Consider the following 24,652-nt stretch of genomic DNA (forward strand, 5'->3'; position numbering starts at 1 on the left):
TCTGAAGCAAAAGCCTATAAACTTACTGACGGTGAAGGCATGGTTTTGTTGGTTCACCCGAACGGCTCCAAATATTGGCGGCTTCGTTATCGCTTTGGCGGCAAAGAGAAGATGCTGGCGCTTGGTAAATACCCCGAAGTCTCGCTAGCAGGTGCCAGGGCGCGCCGGGATGAAGCCCGTAAGCTGTTGGCTAACGGTGTCGATCCAAGTGAGAACAAGAAAGCCGTTAAGGTAGAACAAGAGCAGGAAGCGATAACGTTTGAAGTAGTCGCCCGAGACTGGCATGCCAGTAATCAGAAATGGTCGGCATCGCATAGCGCTCGTGTATTGAAAAGTCTGGAGGATAATCTCTTTGCCGCCATCGGTAAGCGGAACATTGCGGAACTGAAGACGCGGGATCTGCTTGTCCCCATCAAAGCGGTGGAATCATCCGGACGACTCGAAGTTGCGGCTCGTTTGCAACAGCGAACTACCGCGATTATGCGCTTTGCTGTGCAGAGTGGTTTAATCGACTACAACCCCGCGCAAGAGATTGCTGGTGCGGTTGCTACGGCGAAAAGACAGCACCGTGCTGCTCTGGAACTTAATCATATTCCTGACTTACTTCACCGCATCGATAACTATTCTGGCAGGCCGTTAACCCGGCTGGCTGTCGAACTCACGTTGTTGGTTTTCATCCGTTCAAGCGAGCTGCGTTTTGCCCGCTGGTCTGAAGTGGATTTTGAAACGGCTATGTGGACGATTCCGGGTGAGCGTGAACTGCTGGAAGGCGTTAAACATTCTCAGCGTGGTTCAAAGATGCGGACACCTCATCTTGTTCCGTTGTCGCGGCAAGCTTTAGGCATTTTGGAACAGATCAAAGGCATGAGTGGGAATCGAGAGCTGATCTTCGTTGGCGATCACGATCCGCGTAAACCCATGAGTGAGAACACGGTGAACAAGGCGCTGCGAGTGATGGGCTATGACACGAAAACGGAAGTGTGCGGGCATGGTTTCAGGACGATGGCGTGTAGTTCTTTGATTGAATCGGGATTGTGGTCGAGGGATGCGGTAGAAAGGCAGATGAGTCACCAGGAGCGTAGCTCTGTTAGGGCTGCCTACATCCATAAAGCGGAACATCTGGGGGAGCGCAGGTTGATGTTGCAGTGGTGGGCGGATTATCTGGATGCGAATCGGGAGATAGGGGTAAGTCCGTTTGATTTTGGAAAGTAACACCAAAATATTTTTCTATCATGAATTCGCAAGATAAATGAGAATAATCATGAGGTTAGTGAGCCCATGATGCATAGAGACAATGACATCGCGAAAAAGTAGTACGACGCTACTGTTGCATAAATTCTCTGTAACCTGTTATAGTCTTCTCACTGACCTAGTACGACGCTACTACCTAGGTAAGAGAGGGAGTAAATAGCAGCTGCAACTGCTATTTACCCGAAACATTCTGGCCAAAACCGCTATGAGAGGCTCTAACAAAATGAACGAGAAAAAATATCAATCCCTGCGTAAAAAGTCAATAAGTAAGGGGGGAAATATGGCTTGTATTGTTATGCTGGTACACGCGCTCTCCTTTTCCTCATTGCAGATGGATTTAGATGTACGTGTGGGGGATGTGAATTGGAAACACTCGATTGTGCTTAAAACTACTGGAGGAAAGGGAGAGTAATCTCCCTAACTTACTTATGCATAAAATTGTTACATTAGAGAGTGTTGCTGAGATCCGCTTAGGGATGCCCTTTAAATCGGCAATACAAGATGCTGGTGAGCAAGGCTCCTGTTATCTCATCCAGACGAAAGATATTGGGCTGGACGGCAGTTTAGATCTAGGTGCTTTAACCTCTGTTATCCCAGAGGGTAATCCTGAGAAGCATTATCTTTTCCCTAATGATATTTTATTACGTCTGCGGGGACCTGTGTTTTCAGCTGGGATTATCGAAGGGAATCTAGGCAAACCAATCATTACGTCCAATCAGTTAGCAGTAATTAGATGTAATGAAAATCTAATACTACCACATTATTTACATTGGTATATAAACTCTACTTCTGGAAGTAAATATATTCGCAGTTTGAGTGAAGGTACTAGTATTAGTAAAATTAATTCAAAAACGGTTTCTAAAATGACTGTTAAACTCCCAAATTTGGGGGTTCAAGAAAATATTGGTTCTATTAATAGAAACTGGAATAAACAAAAAATAGTCTATAATTCACTAATACAAAATGGCGATATGCTCTTTGATGGTATATGTGAAAGTATCATTAATAGCGAGGAGTTAGAAAATGAGTGAAATGAAGGTGCTTCATAAATCACTTTTACTTGCTTGTGATTTGTTTAGAGGGAAGGTTGACTCATCTTCTTATAAAGATTATATATTTTCAATGTTATTGCTGAAATATATTTCTGATGTTAAGGCTGATTATGAATACGATTTAATCAATGAAGAATATTCTGAGTTGTTAGAAATTGTTTCTCGAGTGCCAGAGGATGCTAGTTTTTATAAAATATATCATGATGCTAAGAATCATGGTGATTATATCGGAGAGAGGATTGATGATTCGCTGAGATTAATTGATCAGGCCATTGATTCGGTCTGCCAAAGTAGAGGTGGTTATTTATTCGAGTCGATAAAATTTGCGACGGTTAATTTTGGTGCAAAATCAGAAAGAGACCGGATGCTTAATGAATTACTCGATATTTTTGCAAGTCCTGAAATGAAATTTGATTATACCCAGGATGGTAATAAAAAGATAAAAGTAGCATGTAGATATCTTTTTGAAAAAATTGCATCTGACTCAGCTATGAGGGGGGCAGAATTTTATACCCCAGAAGGTGTTTCACTACTATTTGCAGAGTTATTGCAGCCTAGGGATGGAGATAGTATTTGTGATCCTACTTGTGGGTCTGGTTCTCTTTTAATTACCCTAGGGGAAAAAATAAAAAAATCCTTTAGAAGCAATAATTATACTTTATTTGGTCAAGAAGTTAATAGATCCATTTGGGCCTTGGCTAAAATGAATATGATTATGCATAACGAAATTAATAGTCGGATAGAATGGGGGGATGTTATATCTAACCCTCAGCTTCTGGATACAGATAATAGATTGATGCAGTTTGATGTAGTTGCTTCTAACCCTCCGTTAAATATTTTCGGTTGGAATCATGATGATTTAGTACGTAATGATTATGGTCGCTTTAATTTAGGTTTCCCACCTCAGTCTAAGGGTGATTATGCCTTTATTTTGCACATGGTTTCAACACTTAAAAGTGCAACTGGTAGAATGGCCATGCTGGTATCTCACGGGGTATTGTTCCGTGGAGGTCAAGAGGAGAGTATAAGGAAAAATTTAATCAGTGAAGGGTTGTTAGATGCGGTAATAGGTCTACCAGATAGGTTGCTTCCTGGGACAGCGATACCAACCGCTATTTTGATATTCAGGAGAGATAGAAACAATTCTAATGTCGTGTTTATTGACGCATCTGATTTGGCTAAACCCGTAAAAGGGCGCAATTTGATAACAAATGAAATCATTGAAAAAGTATCGAAATGCTACTTTGAAAGGAGTAGTGTCGATGATTTTTCACATGTGGCTTCTTATGATGAAATACAATTAAATGATTTTAATTTAAATATATCTCGGTATGTTAAGAAGCATGAGGAGCAGGTTTTTGTTGATCTTGAGAGATTACGTCAACAGCGTGAAGAACTACTATCAACATTGCACGAATTAGAAAGAGAAATGAAAGATTTTATTGATAATTGATGGAAATGGTTGATGCAATAGTATCAACCATTTTCTGATTAAATTTCAATATCCCCAATGATTATAAGCCAAGGGCATTTTATTCAACTTAGCTCTGTGTTCACGCCAGTTTGGCAAATGAATACTCATCAGGCCGATAAAACGCTCATTATGCTTGCGTTCGTGTAGATGAACTAGCTCGTGAACCACAATGAATTCAAGGCATTCAGGTGGTTTTTTTACCAGTTCGAGATTGATCCAGATACGTGCTGTCTGTGGATTACAGCTACCCCATTTGGTCTTCATTCGCTTGATGCCAACAAAACTGGCTTCAGCCTTTACCTCTTGCTGCCATTTTGCCATTAACTTAGGCAGTCTTTGTTTTAAAATACCACGATACCACTGGTTGAGAACCGCTTCCCGCTGGGCCGTATCATAATGTGGAGGTACTTTCATACGTATCCAACCACCCTGAAGTTTCACTTCAGCGGGCTTATCTACTAAAACTACATCCAGCCGATATCCTCTTCCCCAAAGGTAGTGTGTTTCGCCACTACACATTTCTCGTTCACTCTGGCGCGGCTGAGCCTGAAATTGTGCTTGCTGCTGTCGGATCCATACTAGCCTTCTGACAACAGCCATCCTGATAGCTGTGTCTGATAGTGAGACGGGGGCCGATACTCTCACTCGGCCATCCGGAGGCAGTACGCTGATATGCAGATTTTTGATTTGCTTGCGCTGTAAATCGAGAGTGAGCTCACCAAAGGTAACTAATGGCATCAGCGGTACTCCTTCTGTGCCTTCACCAGAGCCATAACATCCGCGACCGTTACTGAATAACCTTTAATTTCTTCCGCGATAGCAAAGCTGATCTCGCGCTCTTTAAAACGATCCCCATACCAGTCGGCCTTTTTAGTGTGACGTACTGCAGTATCTATCTTTATAACTAACACTTCATCCTGCCCGAGGTTGTCATACAACGCTTTCTTGGCGAGGGTATCAATACTTGCTGGATAAGTACTTTTACTACCTGACTGCGGATGTTTAACCTGCTTCGCCAGTTCACGTACGTGCTCCAGATACTCCTGATAGGAGATCGCCTGTTGACGACGAAGTGCGATCAGTTCATCAAGCAACACCGACATTTTTTCGTAGTATTTCGGGTTGACTGGGTTTTCATCAACAATGGTTCTGCGAACGTTATTTTCAATCGCTTCAGCCATCGCCTCTTGGTTGCCACGCATGTCGGCTGGAAGTCCATCCAGTGCTTCTTCTCCGCGTTCAATAATCAACTCAAGCAGCCCTAGTTCCTCAAAATCCATAAGAGTTTCACTAGGATCGGCATCCACCCAAAGATCCAGCATCTGCCGCATACCTGGCTCAAATTGCTTCATGTTCACGAAATCACCACTGGCTATTTTGATTTCATCGCGGACTTTTGTATAAAACTCAACATCAATGCGGATTTGATTTGCCTGCTGCTCGCTATAACCAGCATCTGTTAGCTCACCTGCCAGATTGGTAAAAGCACGGATAAGCTTCGCCACGGATTGATACAATGTTAGACGTAAAGCTTCTTTCTCAGATAACTGCTCTATCGACGCCCCTGATTCTCCACAAAAATAATGCTGATAATCAAGTTGATTGCGTGGCATTTTTACTGGTTCGCAAAGGGTGCGAACGGCATCCAGAGCACCATCCAGATCGATTTTTGCCTGCTGCAATCGATCCTTCAGTAAACCGGCTACATCTTCTTTGTCGTAGCCGTCAAAAGCTTCTGCGGTGTAGTCCTGCACTGTTTTTTCCAATGAGCGGAAAAGGTCTTTATAGTCGACAATATAGCCGTATTCTTTATCTTCACCATCCAACCGGTTAACGCGACATATCGCTTGGAAAAGGTTGTGATCGGCCATTTTCTTATCGATATAGAGGTATGTGGCTGACGGAGCATCAAAGCCAGTCAATAACTTATCAACGACTATCAGAAGGCGCATCTGGCCTGGTTCTTTGATGAAGCGTTGTTTGACCTCTTTTTCGAAATCACTTACTCGTTTGGCTGCTTCAGCCTCAGGTTGTTCAAAATACTCCGCAAGCATTTTGCGATAGATGTTGTACTTGGCTAGTTTCTCAGTCAGTCCTTCGCCGCTCTCCTCGCCTTTAATCTCACTGACATTTGGCTGGTAGCTCGTCACAATCGCACATTTACCGGCAAAACCAGCTTCACTAAACATCTCATAGCATTTGCAGGCTTGATAGACACTGGAACAAACCAGCATGGCGTTACCTCGGCCGTCGGCGAGTCGTGGTTTTTGTTCAAAATCGAGAAGGATGTCAGCTACAATCTGTTCCAGCCGCGAGCGGCTCGACAACAACTTCTGCATCGAAGCCCATTTCTGCTTGAGTTGCTGTTGGCCAAGGCGAGAAAGTTTTGATGTCTTAGCATCAAACCACTGGTCGACTTTTTTCTGAGATTTGACCCGCTGATCGATGTCACGAGCTTCGTAGCGCAAGTCCAGAACAACCCCATCATTGACTGCTTCATCGAATTTATAGGTGTGGATATAAGGCCCGAAGACCTCCACTGACTTCTTCTTATCTTTCTTCATCAGTGGGGTACCGGTGAAACCGATAAATTGTGCATCTGGCAGAATGCTTGTCATTGCCGAATGCAATTTGCCGGATTGGGTTCGGTGGCACTCATCCACAAACACGAATAATTTCCCCTTTGGGCTAAAATCGGCGGGGATATTTCGTTTCATTTGTTCGATAAAATCGTCCGTGTCAGCGTCTTTGTCATCCTCCTCCTGACGACCAAATTTATGTACTAGCGAACATATAAGCCAGGGTTTAGTTTGATTCAGGCGAGCCACGAGATCCGCGCCGCTCCGGGTGCGAAGGATCTCTTCTTCCACGCCGTTAAACACTTTTTCGATCTGTTCATCAAGTTCTGTACGGTCGGTAATGATCAAAACTCGGCTGTCGGTAATATTTTCTCTGATCCACTTTGCAAGCCAAACCATTGTAAGGCTTTTACCGCTGCCTTGTGTATGCCAGATAATCCCCCCTTCATTGCGTTGAATAAAAGGTTTTGTTGCAGTGACGCCAAAATATTGGTTATGACGGCAGGTTTTTTTCACTCCGGCATCAAAAACGATAAAGTCGTGGATCAATTCCAGCAGGCGCTGTTTATTGCATATCTGAGCCAGGTGACGATCAAGCATGTTGGTGTGAGGTGATTCAGCGGCTTCTTTCCATTGAAGGTAATATTTCTCCGGCGTTTCGATTACGCCATAGCGAAGTCCTTCTAAATCATTGCCGGCCATCACCAGTTGGATGGTAGTGAAGAAGTTGCGGATGAATGCTTTTTGCTGATTATCGAGGTTTTGGCGGATACCCTCTGAAATTGACACTGTAGAACGTTTTAGCTCAATGACACCAAGCGCAATACCGTTAACATACAGCACCAAATCCGGGCGCTTTTTATTTTCACCGTTGTAGGTCACTTCTTCAGCTATAGCAAAATCATTGGCTTCTGGATTTTTCCAGTCCACCAACCACACGGTTTGATTCTGCTCACCAGCACCTTCTTTATCCTTCACGCCGTAGCGTAGCAGGCGATACACCTCTTTGTTTGCATCATAGAGGATACGGCCTTCACCGAGGCTTGCGGCTCGATCCAGTTGCCGTAATGCTCTGGCTATTAGTACTTCTGAAACGCCGCGTTTTGTTAACCAGGCAGAAACTAAGCCTGGTTCGATGTTCCGGTTGTCTTCTCTTTTGTGCCAGTTACCAAGATAGTGATAACCGAGATGATCGGTGAATAACTGGATAACACGTTTTTGTGTCATGCGTTCACGTTGACCTACACTGTTCATAACACCTCCCTAAATACGCTATCACTACCACCGGCACTGGTTAACACTGCCAGCATTTCTGCTTCGTGAGTGGCGATTTCTTCTTCCCCCCACTGATTGTTCTTCTTCATCAGCTCCATCATGGCGAGCAGTTTCAGACTATCAATTTCATTACGTTCAAGGCTCGTTTCGAAGTACTCTTGCTTTTGTTTTGGCTGGAAATTACTAAGTCGCGAATTCTTGCTGTGGCTAATCAGGCTGAGGTTGCCGAAGGAATGCAACGATGTATCTGGTAATTTCCTAAAGCCATCCATGGGGTGCTGAGGGTAGAAATGCTCTACTGAACTTCGGAACGTAAATTCAAAACGTTTCACTACCTCAGCTTTATTTCTGTCACGACACCAAAGTAAGTAGTCCAGGTAATTGAACACCAAGTTGTTTGCTATCATACCAAAGCGCATCTTCTTCTGAGTCTTGTCCGACAGTACCACAGGTTGGAGAGGTGCCCCTTTACCGTAGATGATCTCAAAATATGATTTTGGTTCTTGTTCTGCTAGGAAGTTTTGAAAGACAAACGCGGAGGCGAGATGCTCCAGATAACCGAGGTACTTCCTTGCATCTATCTGGTTTTCAGCGGAATGGGCATTAAACAGATAGTACAAAGCTCCATTCAACCAGTGTTTATAAACCAGAGTAGGGGTTGAAACATGGAATGCGGAAAGTAGCATCAGAATCTGTCGGTTGATGTCTACATAGCTACCATCATCTTCATTAAACGTATTGGTATAGCTGGTGCTCTTTTCCGAATACCAACGCAGGCGCTTCAAACTCCAGCTATCGCTACCTTTCGCGAACTCTCGTTTTATCACGAACTGATCAAAAAGGTATTTGCATTTGAGAAGTGCAAAGACGAAATCCTGTACCGTTTTAACCGGGTCATTCTGCTTTAATAACTGAAGTTCGAACTGGTCGATTAATTGTTTGTCATCAAGCGGAACATCCACTCTGTCCTTTCCAGTTTGGCTACAGACACGCAACACATGGAGTAGGAAGTTGGAGAAGTTGATAACACTATTAAAACGCTCTGAGCTACCTTCATCTTCTTCACTTCTATCACTACTTACGATTGAAGATGACTTGATTATGTCAGCCAGTGTGCGGGTTGTTTGGTTCTCTGTTGTGCTAAGCTCCGAAACCGATGAGATAAGCATGTCAGCTAGCGAATTAAAATCAGCAGGCACAAACTGCCCCCAATTTTCCTGACCAAATAAGCGATGACGCTCGGCTGGTGTGAAACCGTACTGGACATAACGTTCCATGTTAGAGCAAGCATCCCAAACTCGTGAGAGGGTGTTCAGGCTGCTCTGTCGATCTTGCTGGTCCGTTATCTTGTTGAGCGCAGCCATGAGCCGTGCTTTTACCACTTCATGCTTTTCAAGTTGCTCGCCTCGATTGTTCATCACCTCAAAAAAATGATTGAGGTCGGTATCGGCAGGCACTTCTATTCGGGCAATTTGTACATAGTCGAACAGATAGGAACAAAAATGGTTTAACGGCTCTCCAACCAGTTTCAAGTCGCGCAGCACCTTGCCAATAAGCTCATAGCCATTGATCAGCCCTTCATTAAAATCCTTGCTCCGCAGTTTATGCGGTTCCACACCTTGCCAGAGGCGTGCAAAGGTCTCACTGGATTTTGGTCTACTCTCGAAACCCAGATTAATGCCTTGGTACCAGCTCATATTCAGCGTGGATCCCGCATGTTTTTTTAACCAGTTAGCAAGAAGAGATAGGGTAGTGAAACGCTGCTGTCCGTCGATTATCTCTGATCGCCCATCAGGACGAGTGAAAACGACCAACGTGCCGATGTAGTAAGTTTGAGGGAGTGGGCTATGCAGGCTTTTTTGCTGGTAGTCGAGTATGTCCTGCACAAGTTGAGTGATTTCCCCCTCTCCCCAGGCATAGTTACGCTGATACATGGGGATAAGATAACGAGATGCATCGCCCAGTAATGATCTGACCGTATAGGAAGTTACCTGTGCATCACTCATAGTAGTTCATCTCCTTGAACAGTCTCACCAGCTCATCTTGCTCATGGTTACCGGTACGGCGGTTATTATTATTTTCTGAAGCCCGAATTGTGAGTAATGGTATAGATAGCACATCACCAGGTACTCTGGCTTCTTTGATTACCCGGAACAGATTATTTTCCAGCACGTACTTATCCATAGTCGCTAGCTGTACAACCTGCTGTCGGATTCGGCATCTGTATGCCCAGATAAAGCTTTTTTCAATCGCTGCAGATAACGACTGCCCACCAAATTTGTCGATATAAAAGATCAGAGCACAATCAAACATAGTGCGTATATATTGATCCCCTGTTCGATAGCGATTTCGATAGCTATTTAACGTTCTTAGTATCTGAGTTGCCATTTCACCAAGGACTATGCCCTGAATCATTAACGGCTTTTGAGTATGAGTGCTGGCATGCTCACTGGCGATAATTGCCGATACCTGTTGCTGGTAGTGTTCTGCCATTTCGAAAAAACGTCTTCCATTGATAACCATTTGATCCAGATGGAAAGGGAAACGCATTTTCTGGCCATCAATCTTGCGCTGATACTGATTGTTATAATCATCTACAAAATGGTGAGCTATGCGCAAAGATTCCACATAAGGGAACTGACCAATCTGATCAAGGTTGATCCCTTTGAATAGGCCGACTTCATCCTTACCAAAGAAACGAGCTGAATTTCCCTGCGACCACTGACGTACCCTGTAGAGATAGGATGCGAAAAGATTAGCCAGGTCATCGCTGGGTAATCCTTCCCAATGGGCAACGGAAGCAGCTTTCAGTTCTACCTCATGGCTGGCGAATTCACGTAGATGGAAGGCCTTAAGCAGATCGTGTGGATCCAGATCCCGCCCTCGGGCATTTTGTGAGTCGAAGAACTGAAAGGCTTCAGACAGGTCAGTTAGCACAAAGACCACCAACTGGCAGCGGTTGAGGAGAAAATCAATATGTTGCTCGCTGAATTCTCGATGGCTAACCCTACGTTTTAGCTCCTGATAATTCTGGTACAGATTGTATTCCGATACCTGACTGGCAAAGCGTTGCCGTCCCATAAAACCTTCAACGGAGGGCTTTAGCTGGGTTAGCGCTTCCTGCAAATCCTGACGTTCCAATTCAGCAAGTCGGGTTTCGATAATGGCCCATACTGCCAGTATTAATGTTAAAGTTCGTTGCTGACCATCGACGATATCCAGTCTATGTTCTTCATTGCTCTCAGGCTGATGAAACACTACTGAGCCCAAGCGGTAGGCCGATTTATCGAGATGACTGTTTATGTCCGCAAACAGTTCACTGATATTTTTTACCGTCCATTTATAAGGACGCTGATAGGCCGGAATGGTTACGTCAGTCAGGCTCAGTAGACCCTTGACCGACAGAACTGTCTTATCAAGGGCATGTTTCATGGCTGCTGTTCCAACGGTAAACGGATACGGCCGGTCAGCAGCTGTTGCATCATTCCTTGCTTTATAGAACGGAATTTTGCGAGCTTTTGCTCTAGCGCTTTGAGTTCAGCATCCATATCTGAGAGAATGGCAGCGATGGAGATTTGTTCTTCATTTGATATTTTTACGACTAATATCTCTTTTAGGACGTTCATACCAACAGAGGATCTAGTGGAACCGCTCATCACCCGGCTAAACTGCTCTGTTACAGACTCTGATTTCAAATAATAAAATAAAAAATCATTAGTGCAGGCGAAACCATCAATTACACCTAATGTTGGTGAAATAGCATAAGGCTCTTTACCTAGACGTAAACGGATGACTTTACCAATCGAAGCAACCCTACCAAGACCTATAGGTTGATTATGTAAGGTATATCTTTCTGAATGTTCTTGAAGAATGCTTTGATTAACTCTTCTTACTTCAGAATTGATTAGTTCACCTGATTCATTCAAATCACCAATGCCTACGAAAGGAACACCATAAGACTCTTCTGGTGGAGCCCTGTGGCTAGGATGTGGATCTATAACTCTTGCTACCTGTACTAGACGAGCGACTTCCCAATCTTCAGGAATAAGTCCTAACTCACTGGACTTATAGTTCTTAAGGGTGCCATTGGAATATTGAGCAAATTGTGGCAGGCGGGTACGGCCAGTCAGTAACTGCTGCATGGTGGCATTTTTGATGAACTGCTTTTTGGTAATTAACTGCTTAAGCTCAGTAATCAGTGCATCGGTATCGGAGAGTACACTAGCGATGGCTATTTGCTCTTTTAATGGTGGCCATGCAATTTTGCAATTACCAAGAGCTACTCCAGTTAATTGTGGAACACCGCTACTTTCATTGAATACATTAACTGAATGATTAATATAATTGGATAGAAATATGATATTCCCTTTAGGGAATAATACGATCAAACGGCCAATTGCGCCGAACCCTCCAGACCGACAAATTGCGGTACCAAGCCCTACACCGCGCCCAACGACGGTGACAGCATCCCCTAGATATTCGGCATAATCGTAGTATCCATATATACCTGGCTCATCTACAGTATTTGAAAATACGGGATAACAGAATTTATTGTCAAATTCTGTAGATATTCTCTTCTCGTTGACGTCTTTACCAACTCGGATGTCAGTAACTTCATGAATTGAAACAACATCCCAATCCTCTGGAATGAGTCCTAATTCAGTTAGTCTAAAGCTTGTCGCAACAGACTCTTGCGGTGAAGCAATCGATTTTTTACTTTGCATTTTTTCTGGGTTTTTGATCATTTCCACTCCAGCCCCATCGCCTTCAGATGAGCCGCGACTTTCGCTTCCAACTCAGCCACATTTTGGGTGAGAATAGGTAGTGTAGAGTTATAACGTTGCTCCAGATCTTTTACACGATTTGCCAGCCTCTGAGTTACTCGCTCAATCTCCGCTTCCAGAGTACTAGTCAGGCTGGCATGCCATTTGTCCTGTACCAGCAGGATTTTTATTTCGTTATCATTGAGTTTGGGATAATAAGCAAATACTGCAAGATCCAGTTTTTCCTGTGCATCTTTATGCGCTTTTTTGGCTTTTGATTCAGCATCGAACAATGCTTGCGCAATTTTAAGTACTGCCTTTTCTTCTTTATCTGTGACAATTTTTAGCCGAGTCTTAATGCTGGAAGCAGTCACTTTTTCTTTGTCATTCATCGCATCGGCAAGTAGTCCATCTTCACCGCTGTTTTCTTCAAGGAAGCTTTCAAGTTCTTGTGCTGCTTCATCATAAGCGACCTGAAGTTGATCAAGTTTCTGCTTCTCGGTTGCAAAATTTCGCGCCACTAAAAGAGCTGGCGGCAACAGTTCAGCCTTATATTTTTTCTTACCAATTACCAAATCCGGCGTTTCTCTGAGCTTTTCGCCTTTTTCCACAATCAGTTCACGTAGTACTTTGCCTGCTTGCCAACCATCCTGGCTCAGGACATAAACATCGTCCTGCATCACCTCCATCCAATAATCCATTAGTAACTGATAGATGGCATAGTTCTCGAGAAGCGGAGTATCTGTCGTGACTTCTGAAGCATAAGTAACGAGGAGGCGCTCACCAATTTCTTCAATCAGCTGTTTCGGTGAGTCACCACGAGCAATTTCATCAAGCTGACAACCTGCAAACCACTTCTCAAAGGGGAGCAGTGCTCCAGCTCTGAAAGCAGCAAATTCTTGGTGTGCCAGGATAGTGGCCTTAACTTCACTTGCTTCGACTCGAGCATTGCTGTAGCCAGGCCGGGCAGGTTCGAACAGTTCCTGACGTAAAGTCGGGAAAATTTTCCAGTAAGCACTGAGAGCATCGATATCACGATCAGGGATGCCACCAGCCAAATGCCCCGAAAGGTCATGTAGATCTTCCGGATCGCTACTGTCGATATAGCGAGGGATATTGAGGTTGAAGTCGTTGGCCGCAATTTCTGACAGTGGGACTATGCGACTGAAGCGGGGGATTTCCTGCTCGCGATTAAACGCATCGACAATTTTATGGATGTCCTGGGCGCGTAGGCGATTTTTATTGCCGTCTTTAATAAAGCCCTTACTGGCATCGATCATAAAGATGCCTTGCTGACTCTCGCCATTAGCGTTGAACGCTCGGAGCTGAGCATCTTCTTTATCGATGACAATGATGCATGCTGGGATACCCGTGCCGTAGAACAAGTTAGCGGGCAGGCCAATGATGCCTTTGATATAACCCTGTTTGAGCAGATTCTCACGAATACGTGCTTCAGCATTGCCACGGAACAGAACGCCGTGAGGTAAGATCACAGCACCTTTGCCGGTACTTTTCAGGCTTTTGATGATGTGCAACAGGAAAGCATAGTCGCCGTTCTTTTCTGGTGGTGTACCCCAGACAAAACGGTCAAAAGTATCGTTCGCAGCATCCAGCCCGCTGGTCCAGTTTTTGTTAGAGAAAGGGGGGTTAGCTACAGCAAAGTCGAAGGTTTTCAGATTATCGTTGCCATCTTTCCAGTGCGGATCGGCTAGGGTGTTGCCTTTCCATATTTTAGCGGTGGCGTTGTCATGAAGGATCATATTCATGCGTGCCAGTGCGCTGGTCGCATAATCCATCTCTTGGCCATAAATGGTCAGCCCCTTCGGACCTGCTTCGTCACTAGCTTTCAACAATAGTGATCCTGAGCCACAGGTAGGGTCATAAACGGTAGCATCTTGTGGTGTCTGTTTGCTGATGCCAATCACTTTCGCCAGAATGCGTGACACCTCTGCAGGGGTGTAAAATTGCCCCTTGGATTTACCTGACTCTGTAGCAAAGTGACGCATCAAATATTCATAGGCATCACCCAGCAGATCGTCTCCGTCAACGCGGTTGGCTGAGAGATCCAACCCTTCAAAGATTGCCACCAGCTTGGAAAGGCGGTCGATCATCTCCTTGCCTTTGCCCAGCTTGTCTTCATCATTGAAGTCGGCAATGTCGATAACACCTTTCAGGTCATTAGCTTCAGCCAGTAATCTGATGGTTTTGTTAATTTTTTCGCCAATTTCTTTGTTGCCCTTGAGAGCAACCATATCGTCGAAACTTGCACCTTCCGGCACTTCAATCATCGCGTAAGGGTTGCCCTTAGCTTTGTCAGAGACGTACTTCATAAACAGTAGAGTCAACACATAGTCTTTGTACTGTGAAGCATCCATTCCGCCACGCAACTCGTCGCAGCTCGCCCAAAGGGAGGAGTAAAGTTCGTTCTTCTTGATAGCCATATGGTGTCCGGTGAAAACAATGCATGTAACGCGGCAAAGAGGTGACGACACAATCGTCCAAATAGTTTCTGCCCCGTAAGAATTTACGAGAGAGTTTATCAAGTTGGTGGTGCTTCGACCATGTCAGTGGCGATATAAATACCCAGTGCGTTAGTGGCGAGAAACATTTCAACATTCTCATGATGTCACCCATTTTGACTGGCTGAAGTCTCTGGTACGACAGGTTAGGCAGTAACGTTCACCATAGTAACTGCTCTCGCATTGTGTGCATTGCCAGTCGGCTTTACTGACCCTGGGAGTGGCATCGGGGAGGAGGCCTGCAACCGTCTGACCAGTTGCTGTTCACTGGCATCCGGATTGGTATAGGGACAATGCTGTCGACCATTGCTGGTGAGACCCGTTTCGGTGTGTTCGAACCACGGGCATTCGTTGTTGTACTCAGGATGGCATTGCAGCGCGCAACCGCAGAGGTGGCAGGTATCGCTATCATAAGGGGCTATCTGCGCGGTACGTGCACCGTTCAGACCACCGTTACCGTCGAGAGCGAGAAAGGATTTGGCAAACATATTCTAGGCTCCAGCCAGCCAACACGCAGGCATAAGCCGTCCCTGAAGGGCAGACAGAAGCTATGCGGTTGGAAGGTTTAAAGGTGTTGCGAGGTAAATAGCCGTGTGGTAGTCACACTATGAATTGCTGGCGTAAAAAACTGCCTTACTCAGAAGTCAGTCTTGCGTGGTCGCCCGGTTGCTGGTCGTTCAGGGACATCGTTGCAGCCGAACAGCAGCAGGCCATGTTTCTGCTGAATTTTGGTCATATACGCCAACACCTGTCGGATGTTGTCGATACTGTCTGGTTCGCTGTAACGCACCGGGATATTGATATTGGCTCTGTAATATTTTTTGTATTCACTACGATGGAAGCCCCCGTCACCTTCGGTAATTAACGTCCAGAACTCACGGGCCTTCTCAGCCCAGGGATAAACCTTCCGACTGCGGTTGCCATCTACCCAGAAGACTACGTGCGCATGGTAGTGATGGTCTTCTGTCCATTCGATAACCCAGAAATAACCCACGACTGCGCCCATTTGCATCATGTAATCCATGAGTAACCGGAGATCCCATTCAAGATGATAGTGGTTTTGCAGGTAGTACTTAGCGGTGTGATGCTGATAGAACAAGTCGATTCGGAGTGCCCGCAGGCAGGCATAGCGATCAACCATTTCGTCAATATGGATGTTCAGAAGAGATTCCAGATACCAGTCTGGCTCCCATTGCGGTTTGTTTTGCATAGAACAGATTCCTTCGTGCTGACAAAGATCAGCAGATGTGAGGAAGCCTCCGGAGGGGAGGCTATGACGCAGTATCTGACAGGGCTACTGAAAGATCTGGTAATGCTGGGATTAATCAGGGTGAAGGATTAAGAGGGAATGCCTATTAATAATACTAATAACCGATATTAATAATCACACTCACTAGTGCCTTCAGAAATCTTGCAGGGCAAGGCATCAGGCCTGATTCAGTGGCTCGGCTGTCGTCCGCCATGCAAAGCAGACGTACTCGTCCATCAGACTGGTCAGCGCAGAGTTTTCTGCCTGCCGGTCATTGACCCAGATATCCATCTCTTTATCTTTTTTGAATCTGAGATGGTCGGTCCAGTCATCTAGGCAATTACCCAGCATCAAATCGTACCAGCATAGCCAGACCAGCTTCAGACGTAGCTCGCTACCGCTGAACTGCCGAAACAAACTGATGAGTTTATTTGCCACAGGACGCTGTTTTAACCGCACGCACTCAGACAGCAGAATACCTTCCAGCATGGGATGGTGAGCCAGCAGATGTTCCTGAGTAAATAAACTGACGCTCAGGTCATCATTAACAGTCAGTGGGGTTGCTGCTCTGCCATAAATAATCCGCTGCAGGCACTGGGGAACAACAGCAATAACCTCTTCCTCTCCCGGAAACTTAAGGCTGCCAACCGTCAGGGTATGGTTATGGTAGATATTCTGGTGACACATACCCGACCTGACCGTTAACTTCGTAAAGTCGGTCAGCCAGGTCTGGTAGTATTTGTGAAGTTCTTCGTAACGCGGTTTATAGTCTTTCATGATGCTTATTCCTTCAGGGGCAAATGACAGGTAGCAGAAAACCTCCGGATGAGCCGGATAGTTATTTTCTTGCCAGTGGGATTAGTTAAGAGTGAGGTTATTTACGGGACTGGTCGATTCGCTCCTGTAGCCAGTTTTCGACTTCGCTTTTTAACCATCGGGAACTTCGCCCCAGCTTGATTGGCTTGGGAAAGATTCCGTCCTTAATTAGCTTATAAATCCACTTATCTGTCATTTGCAGCAGACTGGTGATAAATGCCATGTCAACGAACTGGTCTTCGGTCAGTGAGGGGCGGGTAGTCATGATTTGTATCTCCGGTTAAGAAAGGTCAGCCGGATTAGTGATATTTAATTGCGGTCACTGCTCCGGGGCATACCCATGGGGAGATACGTAAAAAAAGCGGATTATGTTGACCTCTAGGGGTCAACCGGTTCTGAGATGTATTTCGACGCGCTCATGTGCATGACTGTCTTACATTTTTCTGTTACCTCATCTGTTGCAGACATCAATCGCTCAGGCAACCGTCATCCTTCCTCTTTTGTCTTCATGGGCTTATAGTCACCGGACTACCTGTCCTTTGAAAAAGCCCTTCTTACTTTCCCGAAGGTCAGTGAGCGGCTTATCCTCTTGTTTTACATCGAAAACTAGCTAATCCCGCATCACTACACATTACATAAAACATAACTTTCACTACACTTTTTATTACGCATATATCGACGCAGAAAGCAACGCATTTGACTACGCATTACACACGCATTAACCTACGTAGTGATACCCACTTTAAAATCAATGAAAATGTAATTATGAAAGAACAGCTGACGGACAGAACAGAAAGAGCGTGCCGGTTTTATATCGAATACATGAAGAAAAGCATCGAAGGATACCGGGAGCGCACTCCGCTAATCCTCATAACTGATTATAAAAATCAGGAGGTTATGGACATGATCCTGAGAGACCTTAATAATGAATTTAAAAACACCCATGAGTACAATAAGTTTGTACGGGAAATGAAAAATGGGTTATTATCCAGTATCGTCCCGGAGACGAATTTTGAATGGATAAAGGACTATAGCTCCGCTTATTTTGCATGGAATATACTTTCAACCATGGGCCCTAAGGAAATCAATCCACTAGAGGTTGATTTTTACCGTGAACGGCCTCCGGTTATTCGGCATGGCGTATTGGCTGTTATTCCAGAAACCTACCAGCATGCACTTTTAGTACTCCACACCTGTTTCGATAGCTGGGATGTCGAGTTAATTTTTAAGATCAAAACACTCTCTTCATTAAAAAATATCTGGATTCAGCGAAACCGGGAGTTACCAGAACCATTTAAATGGATTGACCTTAAAAATCATAAACAATGTGCATGGGCTTTTAAATATGTTATGGAGCATATCAAACCCGATTACATGCCTTCATTTATGACTGAAATCAGACAGCAACAGGTGGTTACGTTTCTCACGGCCGTGCTGTATTCCTGGCCTGCCCATCCCGACACTCGGCGTCTGATGATTCAACGGATGAAAAAAACATACAATCAGAATGTGTTCCGGGAAAACATTGCTGACAAAAAAGTGATTAACACCTATGTCCAGAAGGACATTAAAGAAAAGCTCGATATGCTTGCAAAGAAAAATGGTCGAAAAATTAACGAAGAGCTGGAAGTTATCATTATGAATGCCTGGCACGATGCCAGATATGCAGAAGATAAATAGCATTCACTCCAAATAATTTCAGACAGATATTATCTCAGTGAATACCCAGCATCCTTTACAGGATCGCGGGTCTTTTTATTTTTCACATTGAGATCTCCGTATGCAAAAAACTGACGGCCTTCTGGCCATTGAGAAGCCTCTAGCTTCACTGCCTCCCACTCTTCGCAGTCTTATTCTTAAACGCCTTCGTAGTCTCACACAGTACGAGCCGGTTATTGGCATTATGGGCAAAAGCGGGTCAGGTAAATCGTCTCTCTGCAATGCCCTGTTCCAGGGCGAAGTCACGCCTGTCAGCGATGTGGCGGCCTGCACGCGCGATGTGCTGCGCTTCCGGTTTCGCAATGGCAATCACAGCCTGATGATTGTTGATTTACCTGGTGTTGGTGAAAGCGAGCAACGTGACGAAAAATACACCGCACTGTATCGTCGCATCCTACCCGAGCTGGATTTGGTGTTATGGGTCATCAAAGCTGATGATCGGGCACTGTCAGTGGATGAACACTTTTATCACAAAGTGATGCTGGCGTATCAGCGCCGGGTGCTGTTTGTTGTTAATCAGGCTGACAAGGCCGAGCCCTGCCATCAGTGGAGTGTTGCCGATAACCTGCCTTCCCTGGCTCAGATGTCGACGATTAAGGCGAAGCGAAATGCCGTACAACAGCAGTTTCTGCCGCATCACCCTGTTTGTGTGGTGTCAGCACGAACCGGGTGGGGTATAGAATTTCTGGTAGATACCATGATGAATAGCCTGCCTGACCGGGCCACCAGTCCACTAACGACACAGTTGCATGGCAGGCTCTGCACAGAGCCAGTAAAAAAGCAGGCACGCGAGCGCTTTGGTAATGCAGTGGATGAAATGATTGGCACTGTGGAGTCATCATCTTTTCTGCCAGAGCCTGTAAGGGCTGTGATTCGAACCGTACGGGAAGCAGTGGTGACTGTTGCCCGTGTCGTCTGGGACTGGATTTTCTTCTGACAAACCGCTTATGGCGGACACTCCCTGTCCTTGCCGCGCTCAATTAATGAGCAACCAACCCATCGATTAGGCGCAAAGCCGCATCATGGCTGAAATCCACATACTGAAAAAATACGCCTTCCCATGTCCATACCCTGTCCGACCCCTTCGTTACACTAATCACTTAATTTTCAGCCTGTTAACAGGATGGAGAAAATCTAATGTCCCAGACTGAGCGTCGCCATGAGCGGCTGGCGGTTCGGCTGTCCCTCATTATCAGCCGCCTTGTTGCTGGCGAAACACTGGATATGGGTCTTCTTGCCGCAGAGTTTGGTGTATCGCTCCGTACCCTCCGCCGCGATTTTCGTGAGCGACTGATGTACCTGGACCTGGAATATCGCGACGGCACCTGTCGTCTGCTTTCAGGTAGCCATCAGCGCGAACTGGCGGTGCTGACTTTTGCTCGTCAGTCAGGTGTGGAGGCCTTGTTTCCTGACATGGATAACCACATGGTCAGCTCACTGCTGAGTGGGCCCGGTGAGTCTCCGTGCCTCATATGGGCAGAATCGGAGTCATTGTCGCCGCCCAGGGCAGGCATATTTACACGCCTTGTCAGGGCCATATCAGAGCATCGTCGCGTGACGCTGCTGGCTGAAGGTTGTCGTTGCTCAGGGCTTGCACCATACCGCCTCGTACTCTGCGGCGGGCATTGGTATCTGACTGGAGAGCATCATCATCGCGTGGCAGTGTTTCCGCTGAAAGATATCCATGCGGTTACCTTGCACCCGGAACTGTTCGTGCCCGACCTTCAGATTCGTAACGTTCTCGCCGAACCGGAATTACTCAGAGCCCTTCCCCATTTTCACGTTTTTCATTCACTGCTCGCCAGAACCGGCGACGGTCTTTTACCTCATAAGGAATCATGATGAAGAAATTACTGACCACAACGGCACTGGCCGTCAGTCTCTGCGCTGGCGCTACCTTTCCGGCGTCTGCCGAAACTGTCGTGGGTACCGTCAAATTCTGGCAGTACATGCAGGCGGATGGCTGGAAATCGGCCGATGGCATGGATAACGACACGCTAAACAATACGCTCTATCAGGCCAGTGTGATCGGCAATTATCCCTGGACCAGGCAATTCCTGCTGCGTCAGCGTGGTGGTGGTGCTTATTTTCTCGCCGACAAGAAAACACATACCGTGCGCAAGCTGAATTTGAAACCTGCCAGCGGTTATTATTCCGACCTGACATCGATCTATCAGGGTGAAGACCAGGGGAAAGGGTGTTACTTCACTATCATCGACACCCAGTATCAGTTGGAGCTGGTTAATGAACCTCACAGCAAGCAGGTGCTTGCTGCATTTCCGGAAAACTGTGTCAACAAACAGCAGCAGGCTGCCCTGGCGGCGAAGCGTTCTGCCTCAGAGCAGAAATTGCAGCAGTGGGTAGCCCAACAGAGTCTGGCTGAGTTGTGCCGACGAACTGGCAACTGCTGAAGCAACGGAACGGACGAATAATAAGGAATCTGCACCATGAAGGAATTGTATCCACCTGTGCTTGCCGTTCTGACAGTTATCGGTGCAATGAGTGCCTCTGGCTGCGACAGCAAGGAAGATGCTGGCGTGAAAGCGGTAGCCAGGTTTAAAGACCTGACTCCACCACCATTCAGCAAGGTTGTCTCGCATAAATCCGATATTGCCCAGGAATGGGTAAAAAAGGATGCCTTCGGTACACCGCAATATACGGTGATGAAAACCCGCCAGTCACCGGAAGGATGCGAGTCAGGCAATTATTACTACATTGCTGATATGCAGCAGAAAACGGTGCAGCCACTGATGGCAGCCCTGTGCCTTGCGGACAATATCACTCTGAGTTTCAGAATTGAAACCGACAGCTATACGGGTGAAAAATCGGTGGTGTATTCGCACGATGGCAAGGAAATGGGAAAACTCTATCTGCCGGAGAATCAGGAGAAAAATCCATGAAGAAGCTGAAAGGCGTTATCTCAGTTTTCGCTCTGAGCCTTTGTCTGCTGTCACCGGCTCAGGCCGAAGAACAGCGTTACATCAGTATCCGCAACACAGACATGGTCTGGGTGCCAGGCAATGCCTGCGTCTGGCAGTTTCGCCTGGACAACGGCGGAAGTGGTGAAGGATTCGGGCCTTTGACACTTTCCCTGCGTCTGAAAGATAAAGGGGGGAACACGCTGGCCATGGGGAATATGGCAGTGGCTGCATTTGGTGAGAGCGATGCGACTCGCTCTCAGGAAGCCTCGCTGGAGAACGAATGCGTGGAAAACGTCAGCTCTGTTGAAATCATGAAGGCAACGGAAGAGCGCAATGGTTACCAGATTGACCTGCCACTGTCTGTTTTCGACCCGCAGTATTACCAACCGCTGCAAGTCACGGTTGTCGGAGGTAAGGCGTCTTAGCCAATTCTTTACCCGTTTGATTCAGCCCCTGTCGCTTATGCCACAGGGGCTTTTTGTTTTAAGGAGCCTGTATGCCTGAACTCACTGAACTACCTGAGGGACCGTATTCGTCCCAGCAGGCAGAGGCGGTTGCGGCTCAATATTCCAACATAGCTATAGAGGACGACCAAGGTACGCATTTCCGTCTGGTTATCCGTCATGAGCGTTGCATGGTCTGGCGAGCCTGGAACTTTGAGCCGGATGCCGGTTACTGGCTGAACCGGTATATCACTCGTTATGGCATCAGCAAATTTCCTGCATAACCACCACCAGCACATCATCGATATAAACAAAGTCAGGCCACACCTCCTTCGGGAAGTGTGGCCTTTTGTCTTTTTACCCACTGCATAAGGAGTTACCCATGCGATTAGCCAGCCGCTTTGGCCGTATAAACCAGATACGCCGTGACCGGCCTCTGACCCACGAAGAGCTGATGAGTCATGTTCCCAGCGTGTTCGGGAGTGACAAACATGAATCTCGTTCAGACAGGTACACCTACATTCCGACCATCACCATCCTCGAAAGCCTGCAGCGTGAAGGCTTTGAGCCGTTCTTTGCCTGCCAGACAAAAGTTCGCGACCAGAGCAAGCGGGAGCACACCAAACACATGCTTCGCCTGCGTCGTGTCGGTCAACTGACCGGCCATCAGGTGCCGGAAATCATTCTTCTCAACAGCCATGACGGTTCATCAAGCTACCAGATGCTGCCGGGGCTGTTTCGCGGCGTCTGTACCAACGGACTGGTTTGTGGTCAGTCATTTGGCGAAGTGCGGGTGCCGCATAAGGGTAATGTTGTCGAGAAGGTGATTGAGGGGGCTTACGAAGTGCTCGGGGTGTTTGACCGGGTAGAGGAGAAGCGCGATGCAATGCAGTCACTGGCGCTACCTGTACCCGCTCGTCACGCACTGGCGAATGCTGCACTGAAGTATCGATTTGGTGAGGACTACCAGCCGGTCACGGTATCGCAGTTGCTGACCCCACGTCGCCGGGAGGACTACAGCGATGACCTGTGGACCGTATACCAGCGCGTGCAGGAGAACCTGATGAAAGGTGGATTGTCGGGGCGAACAGCTCAGGGGAAAAGCAGCCGCACCCGTGCTGTTACCGGTATTGATGGCGATGTGAAGCTCAATCGCGCCCTGTGGGTAATGGCAGAAAACATGCTCGCGTTTTTCGAGCGTTAAACAACCGTTCCGGCATAAGGAGATAGTTTAATGGATACACACAACCCTGAGTTCGCTGAGCAGGCAGCAATTACTGCCTCGGTGGTCCCTGACGAGCTACGCATCGGCTTCTGGCCGCAGCACTTTGGCTCCATCCCACAATGGATAACCCTTGAGCCCCAAATCTTCGGCTGGATGGATCGCCTGTGCGCTGATTACAGCGGCGGCGTCTGGAGCTTTTACACACTCAGCAATAGCGGCGCATTTATGGCCCCGGAGCCTGACGGTGAGAAATGGACGTTGTTCAACCCGATGAATGGCAACGATGCGGAGATGAGCGGAGAGGCTGCCGGTATAGCAGTCTGCCTGATGGCTTACAGCCACCACGCCTGCCGCACCGAGTGTGACGCTATGACTGGACACTATTATCGCTTACGCGACTACGCGCTAAACCATCCGGAATGCAGCGCCATTATGCATCTTATCGACTAAGGAATGCCTGACATGAATACTGTATTATCCCTGGAGTCATCGCAGCCTGAACTCTTTCCGCTGGCGGTTATGGCCCAGCATGGTTGCCTGCTCCCCGCGACCTCCGGATTGACACCTTATGCCCAACGGACCATTCGACGTGCTATCAACCTGCTGGATAAATATCTGCGCCAGCCCGGCATGTCCTTTACCTCAAGTACGGCTGCCCGTGACTGGCTTCGGTTACAGCTGGCAGGACAAGAACGGGAAGTGTTTATGGTGCTCTATCTCGATAACCAGCACCGTTTACTGGAGAGTGAAACGCTATTTGCCGGTTCGGTTAACCATGTCCAGGTCCATCCCCGTGAGGTGGTGAAGTCAGCGCTTCGCTTCAATGCTGCTGCTGTTGTGCTGGCGCATAACCATCCATCCGGTGATCCGGAGCCCAGCCAATGTGACCGCAACATTACGGGCAGGCTTAAAGAAGCACTGGCACTGGTTGATGTGAACACTCTCGATCATCTGGTTATCGGTTCAGATGGAATTGTGTCGTTTGCAGAGCGAGGCTGGATATGAGGGCACTTCAATGAAATCTACTGACTCAGAGAACGATTCATTTCTCAAGTGGGGTCTGAATCGTAATGTGACACCTTGCTTTGGCGCTCGTCTGGTACAGGAGGGAAACCGGCTGCACTATCTGGCTGACCGGGCCAGTATCACCGGTAAGTTCAGCGAAGCAGAATGTCTTAAGCTGGATGTGGCATTCCCACATTTTATCAGCCAGATGGAGTCGATGTTGACTACTGGTGAAATGAATCCTCGCCATGCCCACTGTGTCACCCTGTACCACAATGGTTTCACCTGCGAAGCCGATACCCTTGGCAGTTACGGCTACGTATACATCGCCGTTTACCCCACTCAACGTTAACTAACTCCA

Annotated in this window: 24 protein-coding genes and 1 pseudogene; 15 read left to right on the forward strand and 10 right to left on the reverse strand. The window is 46.8% G+C overall.

Going from position 1 to position 24,652, the window contains the following annotated elements:
• The 4 genes from AAIE03_RS22140 to AAIE03_RS22155 all read left to right on the forward strand — a co-directional run.
• The coding region (locus AAIE03_RS22140; RefSeq protein WP_498563218.1) for a tyrosine-type recombinase/integrase at window positions 1–1,212 on the forward strand (1,212 nt) is incomplete at its 5' end.
• Window positions 1,213–1,474: 262 nt separating this feature from the next.
• Window positions 1,475–1,663, forward strand: a complete 189-nt coding sequence (locus tag AAIE03_RS22145) for a hypothetical protein (protein ID WP_001003202.1) — start codon at window positions 1,475–1,477, stop codon at window positions 1,661–1,663.
• Between the two features lie 16 nt (window positions 1,664–1,679).
• Entirely contained in the window at window positions 1,680–2,282 is a 603-nt protein-coding gene (locus AAIE03_RS22150) for a restriction endonuclease subunit S (protein ID WP_337894687.1), read from the forward strand.
• Entirely contained in the window at window positions 2,275–3,756 is a 1,482-nt protein-coding gene (locus AAIE03_RS22155) for an N-6 DNA methylase (RefSeq protein WP_498563219.1), read from the forward strand. Before AAIE03_RS22150 ends, AAIE03_RS22155 begins: the two co-directional genes overlap by 8 nt.
• A gap of 45 nt (window positions 3,757–3,801) precedes the next feature.
• Here the strand turns inward: AAIE03_RS22155 and AAIE03_RS22160 are convergent, their stop codons facing one another.
• The 10 genes and pseudogenes from AAIE03_RS22160 to AAIE03_RS22205 form a co-directional block, all read right to left on the reverse strand.
• Entirely contained in the window at window positions 3,802–4,515 is a 714-nt protein-coding gene (locus AAIE03_RS22160) for a M48 family metallopeptidase (protein ID WP_498563220.1), read from the reverse strand.
• Entirely contained in the window at window positions 4,515–7,610 is a 3,096-nt protein-coding gene (locus AAIE03_RS22165; RefSeq protein ID WP_498563221.1) for a type I restriction endonuclease subunit R, read from the reverse strand. Before AAIE03_RS22165 ends, AAIE03_RS22160 begins: the two co-directional genes overlap by 1 nt.
• Window positions 7,607–9,637, reverse strand: a complete 2,031-nt coding sequence (locus AAIE03_RS22170; protein ID WP_498563222.1) for a DUF262 domain-containing protein — start codon at window positions 9,635–9,637, stop codon at window positions 7,607–7,609. Before AAIE03_RS22170 ends, AAIE03_RS22165 begins: the two co-directional genes overlap by 4 nt.
• On the reverse strand, window positions 9,630–11,063 hold the full coding sequence (locus AAIE03_RS22175; RefSeq protein ID WP_498563223.1) for a DUF262 domain-containing protein: 1,434 nt from the start codon (window positions 11,061–11,063) through the stop codon (window positions 9,630–9,632). Before AAIE03_RS22175 ends, AAIE03_RS22170 begins: the two co-directional genes overlap by 8 nt.
• Entirely contained in the window at window positions 11,060–12,376 is a 1,317-nt protein-coding gene (locus AAIE03_RS22180; protein ID WP_498563224.1) for a restriction endonuclease subunit S, read from the reverse strand. The genes AAIE03_RS22175 and AAIE03_RS22180 overlap by 4 nt, the downstream gene beginning before the upstream one ends.
• The gene (locus tag AAIE03_RS22185; protein ID WP_498563225.1) at window positions 12,373–14,835 is read right to left on the reverse strand and encodes a type I restriction-modification system subunit M; all 2,463 of its coding nucleotides are present in this window, start codon (window positions 14,833–14,835) and stop codon (window positions 12,373–12,375) included. Before AAIE03_RS22185 ends, AAIE03_RS22180 begins: the two co-directional genes overlap by 4 nt.
• A gap of 177 nt (window positions 14,836–15,012) precedes the next feature.
• Window positions 15,013–15,401 (reverse strand): annotated as a pseudogene (locus AAIE03_RS22190) (putative zinc ribbon protein).
• A gap of 149 nt (window positions 15,402–15,550) precedes the next feature.
• A complete protein-coding gene (locus tag AAIE03_RS22195; protein ID WP_498563226.1) occupies window positions 15,551–16,123 on the reverse strand; it encodes a hypothetical protein in 573 nt (190 codons plus the stop codon).
• A 216-nt stretch (window positions 16,124–16,339) separates the two neighbouring features.
• Window positions 16,340–16,939, reverse strand: coding sequence for a hypothetical protein (locus AAIE03_RS22200; RefSeq protein ID WP_498563227.1), 600 nt, complete (start codon window positions 16,937–16,939; stop codon window positions 16,340–16,342).
• Between the two features lie 97 nt (window positions 16,940–17,036).
• The gene (locus AAIE03_RS22205; protein ID WP_004108780.1) at window positions 17,037–17,243 is read right to left on the reverse strand and encodes a helix-turn-helix transcriptional regulator; all 207 of its coding nucleotides are present in this window, start codon (window positions 17,241–17,243) and stop codon (window positions 17,037–17,039) included.
• Window positions 17,244–17,743: 500 nt separating this feature from the next.
• Between AAIE03_RS22205 and AAIE03_RS22210 the strand changes: the two genes are divergently transcribed.
• From AAIE03_RS22210 to AAIE03_RS22260, 11 genes are all read left to right on the forward strand, one after another.
• The gene (locus AAIE03_RS22210) at window positions 17,744–18,658 is read left to right on the forward strand and encodes a hypothetical protein (protein WP_498563228.1); all 915 of its coding nucleotides are present in this window, start codon (window positions 17,744–17,746) and stop codon (window positions 18,656–18,658) included.
• 100 nt (window positions 18,659–18,758) lie between these two features.
• Window positions 18,759–19,634 (forward strand): GTPase family protein, encoded by an 876-nt coding sequence (locus AAIE03_RS22215; protein WP_498563229.1) that lies wholly within the window; start codon window positions 18,759–18,761, stop codon window positions 19,632–19,634.
• A gap of 200 nt (window positions 19,635–19,834) precedes the next feature.
• A complete protein-coding gene (locus AAIE03_RS22220; protein WP_219976651.1) occupies window positions 19,835–20,539 on the forward strand; it encodes a WYL domain-containing protein in 705 nt (234 codons plus the stop codon).
• Window positions 20,539–21,108 (forward strand): hypothetical protein, encoded by a 570-nt coding sequence (locus AAIE03_RS22225; protein ID WP_498563245.1) that lies wholly within the window; start codon window positions 20,539–20,541, stop codon window positions 21,106–21,108. The genes AAIE03_RS22220 and AAIE03_RS22225 overlap by 1 nt, the downstream gene beginning before the upstream one ends.
• Before the next feature lie 36 nt (window positions 21,109–21,144).
• On the forward strand, window positions 21,145–21,597 hold the full coding sequence (locus tag AAIE03_RS22230) for a YfjS/YafY family lipoprotein (protein WP_498563230.1): 453 nt from the start codon (window positions 21,145–21,147) through the stop codon (window positions 21,595–21,597).
• Entirely contained in the window at window positions 21,594–22,043 is a 450-nt protein-coding gene (locus AAIE03_RS22235; protein WP_498563231.1) for an IrmA family protein, read from the forward strand. The genes AAIE03_RS22230 and AAIE03_RS22235 overlap by 4 nt, the downstream gene beginning before the upstream one ends.
• 71 nt (window positions 22,044–22,114) lie before the next feature.
• Window positions 22,115–22,345 (forward strand): DUF905 domain-containing protein, encoded by a 231-nt coding sequence (locus AAIE03_RS22240; RefSeq protein ID WP_498563232.1) that lies wholly within the window; start codon window positions 22,115–22,117, stop codon window positions 22,343–22,345.
• 98 nt (window positions 22,346–22,443) lie between these two features.
• Entirely contained in the window at window positions 22,444–23,265 is an 822-nt protein-coding gene (locus AAIE03_RS22245; protein WP_498563233.1) for a DUF932 domain-containing protein, read from the forward strand.
• Window positions 23,266–23,295: 30 nt separating this feature from the next.
• Window positions 23,296–23,736 carry an antirestriction protein gene (locus AAIE03_RS22250; RefSeq protein WP_039268716.1) on the forward strand — a complete coding sequence of 147 codons (441 nt, stop codon included), beginning with the start codon at window positions 23,296–23,298 and terminating at the stop codon, window positions 23,734–23,736.
• Window positions 23,737–23,748: 12 nt separating this feature from the next.
• Window positions 23,749–24,291: a RadC family protein gene (gene radC, locus AAIE03_RS22255; RefSeq protein WP_045259572.1), complete on the forward strand. Its 543-nt coding sequence runs from the start codon at window positions 23,749–23,751 to the stop codon at window positions 24,289–24,291.
• Window positions 24,292–24,301: 10 nt separating this feature from the next.
• On the forward strand, window positions 24,302–24,643 hold the full coding sequence (locus AAIE03_RS22260; protein WP_053274373.1) for a type IV toxin-antitoxin system YeeU family antitoxin: 342 nt from the start codon (window positions 24,302–24,304) through the stop codon (window positions 24,641–24,643).
• The last annotated feature ends 9 nt before the right edge of the window (window positions 24,644–24,652 follow it).

This window comes from Pantoea sp. Ae19-2 (assembly GCF_059801205.1).

What these genes read in the sequence shown, in the direction of transcription:
- AAIE03_RS22145 (WP_001003202.1), top strand. Translation starts at nt 1,475, where the DNA reads ATGAACGAGAAAAAATATCAATCCCTGCGTAAAAAGTCAATAAGTAAG.
- AAIE03_RS22150 (WP_337894687.1), top strand. Translation starts at nt 1,680, where the DNA reads ATGCATAAAATTGTTACATTAGAGAGTGTTGCTGAGATCCGCTTAGGG.
- AAIE03_RS22155 (WP_498563219.1), top strand. Translation starts at nt 2,275, where the DNA reads ATGAGTGAAATGAAGGTGCTTCATAAATCACTTTTACTTGCTTGTGAT.
- AAIE03_RS22160 (WP_498563220.1), bottom strand. Translation starts at nt 4,515, where the DNA reads ATGCCATTAGTTACCTTTGGTGAGCTCACTCTCGATTTACAGCGCAAG.
- AAIE03_RS22165 (WP_498563221.1), bottom strand. Translation starts at nt 7,610, where the DNA reads ATGAACAGTGTAGGTCAACGTGAACGCATGACACAAAAACGTGTTATC.
- AAIE03_RS22170 (WP_498563222.1), bottom strand. Translation starts at nt 9,637, where the DNA reads ATGAGTGATGCACAGGTAACTTCCTATACGGTCAGATCATTACTGGGC.
- AAIE03_RS22175 (WP_498563223.1), bottom strand. Translation starts at nt 11,063, where the DNA reads ATGAAACATGCCCTTGATAAGACAGTTCTGTCGGTCAAGGGTCTACTG.
- AAIE03_RS22180 (WP_498563224.1), bottom strand. Translation starts at nt 12,376, where the DNA reads ATGATCAAAAACCCAGAAAAAATGCAAAGTAAAAAATCGATTGCTTCA.
- AAIE03_RS22185 (WP_498563225.1), bottom strand. Translation starts at nt 14,835, where the DNA reads ATGGCTATCAAGAAGAACGAACTTTACTCCTCCCTTTGGGCGAGCTGC.
- AAIE03_RS22195 (WP_498563226.1), bottom strand. Translation starts at nt 16,123, where the DNA reads ATGCAAAACAAACCGCAATGGGAGCCAGACTGGTATCTGGAATCTCTT.
- AAIE03_RS22200 (WP_498563227.1), bottom strand. Translation starts at nt 16,939, where the DNA reads ATGAAAGACTATAAACCGCGTTACGAAGAACTTCACAAATACTACCAG.
- AAIE03_RS22205 (WP_004108780.1), bottom strand. Translation starts at nt 17,243, where the DNA reads ATGACTACCCGCCCCTCACTGACCGAAGACCAGTTCGTTGACATGGCA.
- AAIE03_RS22210 (WP_498563228.1), top strand. Translation starts at nt 17,744, where the DNA reads ATGAAAGAACAGCTGACGGACAGAACAGAAAGAGCGTGCCGGTTTTAT.
- AAIE03_RS22215 (WP_498563229.1), top strand. Translation starts at nt 18,759, where the DNA reads ATGCAAAAAACTGACGGCCTTCTGGCCATTGAGAAGCCTCTAGCTTCA.
- AAIE03_RS22220 (WP_219976651.1), top strand. Translation starts at nt 19,835, where the DNA reads ATGTCCCAGACTGAGCGTCGCCATGAGCGGCTGGCGGTTCGGCTGTCC.
- AAIE03_RS22225 (WP_498563245.1), top strand. Translation starts at nt 20,539, where the DNA reads ATGAAGAAATTACTGACCACAACGGCACTGGCCGTCAGTCTCTGCGCT.
- AAIE03_RS22230 (WP_498563230.1), top strand. Translation starts at nt 21,145, where the DNA reads ATGAAGGAATTGTATCCACCTGTGCTTGCCGTTCTGACAGTTATCGGT.
- AAIE03_RS22235 (WP_498563231.1), top strand. Translation starts at nt 21,594, where the DNA reads ATGAAGAAGCTGAAAGGCGTTATCTCAGTTTTCGCTCTGAGCCTTTGT.
- AAIE03_RS22240 (WP_498563232.1), top strand. Translation starts at nt 22,115, where the DNA reads ATGCCTGAACTCACTGAACTACCTGAGGGACCGTATTCGTCCCAGCAG.
- AAIE03_RS22245 (WP_498563233.1), top strand. Translation starts at nt 22,444, where the DNA reads ATGCGATTAGCCAGCCGCTTTGGCCGTATAAACCAGATACGCCGTGAC.
- AAIE03_RS22250 (WP_039268716.1), top strand. Translation starts at nt 23,296, where the DNA reads ATGGATACACACAACCCTGAGTTCGCTGAGCAGGCAGCAATTACTGCC.
- radC (WP_045259572.1), top strand. Translation starts at nt 23,749, where the DNA reads ATGAATACTGTATTATCCCTGGAGTCATCGCAGCCTGAACTCTTTCCG.
- AAIE03_RS22260 (WP_053274373.1), top strand. Translation starts at nt 24,302, where the DNA reads ATGAAATCTACTGACTCAGAGAACGATTCATTTCTCAAGTGGGGTCTG.